6 protein-coding genes and 1 pseudogene are annotated in these 5,522 nt (G+C 62.9%); 2 read left to right on the top strand and 5 right to left on the bottom strand.

Going from position 1 to position 5,522, the window contains the following annotated elements; all coding sequences use genetic code 11:
• Together B3849_RS11015 and B3849_RS11010 are read left to right on the top strand one after the other, a co-directional pair.
• Positions 1-273, top strand: a pseudogene (locus B3849_RS11015) (epoxyqueuosine reductase); the annotation flags it as partial.
• A 61-nt stretch (positions 274-334) separates the two neighbouring features.
• Positions 335-2,341 carry a hydantoinase/oxoprolinase family protein gene (locus B3849_RS11010; protein WP_278425327.1) on the top strand — a complete coding sequence of 669 codons (2,007 nt, stop codon included), beginning with the start codon at positions 335-337 and terminating at the stop codon, positions 2,339-2,341.
• 51 nt (positions 2,342-2,392) lie between these two features.
• On the opposite strand, the gene msrA is transcribed toward B3849_RS11010, so the two are convergent.
• From msrA to B3849_RS10985, 5 genes are all read right to left on the bottom strand, one after another.
• Positions 2,393-2,902, bottom strand: coding sequence for a peptide-methionine (S)-S-oxide reductase MsrA (gene msrA / locus B3849_RS11005; RefSeq protein WP_037942922.1), 510 nt, complete (start codon positions 2,900-2,902; stop codon positions 2,393-2,395).
• Positions 2,899-3,348, bottom strand: a complete 450-nt coding sequence (gene msrB / locus B3849_RS11000) for a peptide-methionine (R)-S-oxide reductase MsrB (RefSeq protein WP_278425328.1) — start codon at positions 3,346-3,348, stop codon at positions 2,899-2,901. Before msrB ends, msrA begins: the two co-directional genes overlap by 4 nt.
• Before the next feature lie 120 nt (positions 3,349-3,468).
• Positions 3,469-4,338, bottom strand: coding sequence for a DMT family transporter (locus B3849_RS10995; protein ID WP_278425329.1), 870 nt, complete (start codon positions 4,336-4,338; stop codon positions 3,469-3,471).
• Between the two features lie 144 nt (positions 4,339-4,482).
• Positions 4,483-4,758, bottom strand: a complete 276-nt coding sequence (locus tag B3849_RS10990) for an HU family DNA-binding protein (RefSeq protein ID WP_005850942.1) — start codon at positions 4,756-4,758, stop codon at positions 4,483-4,485.
• Between the two features lie 144 nt (positions 4,759-4,902).
• Positions 4,903-5,522 (bottom strand): AMP nucleosidase (locus B3849_RS10985; RefSeq protein WP_286780135.1); only part of this gene is annotated, 620 nt, incomplete at its 5' end.

The raw sequence follows: 5,522 nt of genomic DNA, 5'->3' as shown, positions 1-5,522 counted from the left end.
GAGATGCGCTATTCAGGGCGGCCCGAGTTGCAAGGCCCGAAGCTCGCGGAACTGGCGAGGCTGGACGACGCCGCGTTCCGCACCATGTTCTCGGGCAATCCGGTCAAGCGGATCGGGCGCAACCGGTTCATTCGCAATGTGCTTTATGCCATTGGTAACTCCGGTCAGGCGCGTCTGACCCCCGTGGCACAGGGCCTGTTGGACGATCCGGACGCGACTGTCGCCGACGCGGCGCAATGGGCCGTTGCGCGTCTGCGCGAAAACCACGGCTGACAGGGCTGGACCGCTGCGCGGGAACAGGTAAACCCTAGGAAAACGGTGCAAGGATAGTTGAATGGCGCTTTTGCTTGGGGTCGATACGGGCGGCACCTATACGGATGCGGTGCTGATCCGCGATGAAACCACGGTGATCGCATCGGCCAAGGCGCTGACCACCCGCGCCGATCTGGCCATTGGTGTGGGGCAGGCCGTGCGCCGCGTGCTGGCGGCGGCCGATGTTTCAGCGGGTCAGGTGGCGATGGCGTCGCTGTCGACCACGCTGGCAACCAATGCGCTGGTCGAAGGGCAGGGCGGGCGCGTCGCGTTGATCTATGTCGGCTTCAAGAAGCGGGATCTTGAGACGCACGGGCTGGCAGGGGCGCTGAACGGTGACCCCTATCTGATCCTTGGCGGGGGGCATGACCACGCAGGCGCAGAGCGTGCCCCGCTGGACGAAGCCGCGCTGATCTCCTTTTTGACCGAGCAGCGTGAACAGGTCAGCGGTTTTGCCGTTGCCAGCCAGTTCGCCACGCGCAACCCCGCCCATGAGCAACGCGTCGCCGACTTGGTGACGCAGGTGACGGGGCGGCCCGTGTCGGCCTCGCATCAGCTGTCGGCCAAGCTCAACGGGCCGAAACGGGCGCTGACGGCGGTGCTGAACGCGCGGCTGATCGGGATGATCGACCGGTTGATCGGGCGGGCCGAGGATGTGTTGACCGACATTGGCGTCGCGGCCCCGCTGATGGTGGTGCGGGGGGACGGGGCGCTGATCTCTGCCGCGCAGGCACGGGAACGGCCGATTGAAACGATCCTCAGCGGGCCTGCGGCCTCTATCGTGGGGGCGCGGTGGATGACCGGTGCGGCCCGTGCGTTGGTCAGCGATATTGGCGGCACCACCACCGATGTGGCCCTGTTGCGCGATGGCCGGCCCGCGATCGACCCCGCAGGGGCCCGTGTCGGCAGCTACCGCACGATGGTAGAGGCCGTTGCCATGCGCACCACTGGTCTGGGGGGCGACAGCGAGGTGCATTTCCTGACAGAAGGCTTGCATGGGGGGGTGACGCTGGGACCCAAGCGGGTCTTGCCCATTGCGCTCATCGCGGCAGAGGCACCCGAGGTGGTCCATGCCGCGCTTGATGCGCAGCTGCGCAGCACCACCCCCGGCGAATATGACGGGCGCTTTGTGCGTGCCGTGGCAGGTCAACCGCGCGATGGGATCTCGGCGCGTGAACAAATGCTGCTGGACCGTATTGGTGACGGGCTGCACCCGATGGCCGACATCCTGCGCGCACGGATAGAGACAGGCGCGCTGAAACGTCTGGTAGAGCGTGGCTTGGTCCAGCTGGCCGGCGTTACCCCATCGGACGCAAGCCATGTGCTGGGACGGGTCGCGGCCTGGGACGCAGAGGCCGCAGGCAAGGCGCTGCGGTTGTTTGGACGGCGACGCACAGGCGCGGGGCAGATGCTGGCCCCTGACCCTGCCGCTATGGCGCAGATCATCGTGGATCAACTGACCGAACAGACCGCGCTGGCCATGCTGGAAGCGGCGCTGGCGGAAGAAGAGCCCGCCTTTGATACAGAACCCGAAACGCTGGCCCGCCACGAGCTGTTGCAGCGCGGGTTGCGCGGGCACGCGGGGCTTGTGCGGATCGAGGCGGCGTTGAACGTGCCGGTGATCGGGCTGGGGGCCTCTGCCGCGGCCTATTATCCGGCGGTGGGGGAACGGCTTGGCACGCAGATGATCCTGCCCGAACACGCCGCAGTAGCCAATGCCATTGGTGCGGTCGTGGGCCGGGTGACCATGCGGGAAAGCGGCACGGTGACCTCGCCCGCAGAGGGGCGGTTCAGGGTGTATCTGGCCGGCGGGCCAAAGGATTTCAATGATCAGACACAGGCACTGAGCACGCTTGAGGCAACCCTGCGCGACAAGGCAGAGGCGGCAGCGCGGGCGGCGGGGGTGGTCGATGTGCAGATTGACGTGCAACGCGACATCCGCCACGCAGAGGTCGAAAGCCGCAAAGTCTTTATCGAAGCGCTGCTGACGGTCGAGGCGACAGGCAGGCCAAGGGTCGCATCGGCCTGACGCTGCACAAAAGAAAACGGCGCAAATCCGAGGGGCTGCGCCGTTTTGCGTTTATTCTGCTGCCGCGCGTTTGGGCAGGACCCAGTCGGGGCGCGGGAAGTGGCAGGTATAGCCGTTTGGAATACGCTCCAGATAATCCTGATGCTCGGGCTCTGCTTCCCAGAAGTCGCTGACGGGTTCTACCTCTGTCACGACTTTGCCCGGCCAGATGCCCGATGCCTCTACATCGGCAATCGTGTCCAGCGCCGTGGCTTTCTGGTCTTCGTCGACATAGTAGATCGCCGAACGATAGCTCAGCCCGCGGTCATTGCCCTGACGGTTCAGCGTTGTCGGGTCGTGGATCTGGAAAAACAGTTCCAGCAGATCACGATAGCTGATCACGTCGTCGTCAAACATCACCTCGATCGCCTCGGCATGGGTGCCATGATCGCGGTAGGTGGCATTGGGCACATCGCCGCCCGAATAGCCCACGCGGGTCGATAGAACCCCCTCGCGTTTGCGGATCAGGTCCTGCATGCCCCAAAAGCATCCTCCGGCCAGTACTGCGCGTTGTTCGCTCATGCTACATCCTCCACTTGGTTGAGATAATCGCCATAGCCTGCGTCTTGCATGTCGTCACGATGAATAAAGCGCAACGAGGCGGAATTGATGCAATAGCGCAGCCCGCCACGATCCGCGGGACCGTCGGGGAAGACGTGGCCCAGATGGCTGTCCCCATGGGCGCTGCGCACTTCGGTGCGGATCATCCCCAGCGACGCGTCACGCAGTTCGGCGACATGGGCCGGTTCGATGGGTTTGGTAAAGCTTGGCCAGCCGCAGCCGGAGTCGTATTTGTCCGAGGACGCGAACAGCGGCTCGCCAGAGACGATGTCTACGTAGATGCCCGGCTCTTTGTTATCAAGCAGCTTGCCCGTGCCCGGCCGTTCGGTGCCGTTCTGCTGGGTGACACGGAATTCTTCGGGGGACAGAGCGTTAATGGCGGCGTCGGTCTTTTCATAGGTCGGCATGCGAGGCTCCTTTGCGGTTTGATACATTAAATGGGGCCTGCGCGGGTTTTTCAAAGGGGTAATGCATCGACGCACCGATCTGTGACCGCCCGCCTGTCGTCCAACCCCTTGGCTTGCAGGTCAGGCCGGGCGCTGCCGCGAGACCTGAACCGCAAGAATACCCAAGGCAATCACGGCGACGCCGATGATATCCTGAACCCCCAGCGGTTCGCCCAGCAACAGCCAGGCAATCGCCACCCCGAAAAACGGGTTAAGGAAATGGAAGGTCGCGGCGCGTGTGGCTCCGATACGGTTGACCAGCCAGAACCAGACCACCGTCGCCAGCAGCCCCGGCACCAGACAGGTATAAAGGAACGCCAGCGCTAGCGGCCAGCTTGGGCTGATGTGCGGCGTCTCGAACAGCAAGGTCGCAATCGACAGCGCGACGCAGCCGACAAGCATCTGCAAGCCCACCACCATCAGGAAGTTCCCGCCAGAGGTCGCACCGCGCACCAGCAGGGTCGCCGCAGAGAGCGCGACCACACCGACGCCGCATAGCAAAAGCCCCGTCAGATCGACGCCGCCGTTGATCCGTGCCCCCATAATGATGGCCACGCCGATCACACCGGCGATCAGCCCTGCGACGCCCAACGGCTTGAGCTTTTCCCCCAGAAACAGCCATGTCGCCAGACCGACCAGCAACGGCATGGTCGAGGCGATGATCGCCGCCAGTGACGCCTGTACGGTCTGCATCGCGACAAAGTTCATCCCCAGATAGACCGCGTTTTGCAGCACGCCGAAAATGATCGTTGCCCGCCATTGCGCAGGCGTCAGCCGCCACGTCTGCCCAAGCGCAAGCGCGACCCCCACGCCGATCAGGCCAGAGATCAGATACCGCGCCGACAAAGCCATCAAAGGGGACGCGTCCGCGACGATGATCCGTGCCGATGTAAAGGCAGAGGACCACATGACGGCGAAGGCCAGCCCCATGAGAATTGCACGTATATCCATGAGGGGGCCTTTCAGGTTTTCCAGTGGGCGGAGACTTCCGCAGTTGCCCGACAGGGGCAAGCGCATTCAGCGCAACACAGACCTGCGCCAAACGCAAAGGGCCGCCCGTGGGCGACCCTTTGTCAGAACAGACTGTGATCAGTCTTATTCGTTAACGCTGTCTTTCAGCGCTTTCGCGATGGTCATCTTAACAACCTTGTCCGCGTCTTTCTTGAACTGTTCGCCGGTGGCAGGGTTGCGCACCATACGCTCGGGGCGTTCGCGGCAGTAGATTTTGCCAATGCCGGGAAGTGTCACAGCGCCACCGCCGGAGACTTCTTTGGTGATCAACGCGCAAACCGCGTCCAGTGCCGCGCTTGCTGTTTTCTTGTCTTCGCCCATTTCCTCAGCCAAAGCCGCGACGAGCTGGGTTTTTGTCATTGGTTTAGTTGCCATCTTGTTTTTCTCCTTCGTCCGCCCGGATTAGGGCCTCACGCGCAGAATGTAACGGTATGTTGTGGCTGAACACAACGAATAGGTCGCAAGAAACCGCGAAAACATGCTATTTTCAGCCGATTTCGGCCTTTAGAGAAAGGCAGTTTCGTCAAACGAGCGCAATTTTCGGCTATGCAACCGCTCTAGCGGCATATCGCGCAGCTGTTCCATCGCGCGAATACCGATCATCAAGTGTCGTGCGACCTGCGTTTTGTAGAAATCAGACGCCATACCGGGCAGCTTCAACTCGCCATGCAAGGGTTTGTCCGAGACGCATAGAAGTGTGCCGTAGGGCACCCGGAACCGATAGCCGTTAGCCGCAATCGTTGCGCTTTCCATATCCAGCGCCACGGCGCGCGACTGGCTGAGCCGTTGCACCGGACCGGATTGATCGCGCAATTCCCAGTTGCGGTTGTCGATGGTAGCAACGGTGCCCGTGCGCATGATCCGCTTCAACTCGTAGCCCTCAAGCTGAGTGACCTGTTCAACGGCGTCCTCCAGCGCGATCTGGATCTCGGCCAGCGCGGGGATCGGAACCCAGACCGGCAGGTCGTCGTCCAGCACGTGATCCTCGCGCAGATAGGCATGGGCCAGGACGAAATCCCCCAGGGACTGGCTGTTGCGCAGCCCCGCGCAATGGCCGACCATCAGCCAGGCATGGGGGCGCAGGACGGCGATGTGGTCGGTGATCGTCTTGGCGTTGGACGGGC

The organism is Sulfitobacter sp. UBA4523 (genome assembly GCF_002388305.1).
GTDB lineage: Bacteria > Pseudomonadota > Alphaproteobacteria > Rhodobacterales > Rhodobacteraceae > Sulfitobacter > Sulfitobacter pontiacus.
Note: the sequence above shows the minus strand (reverse complement) of the source record. Positions and strands in the feature narration are given on the sequence as shown.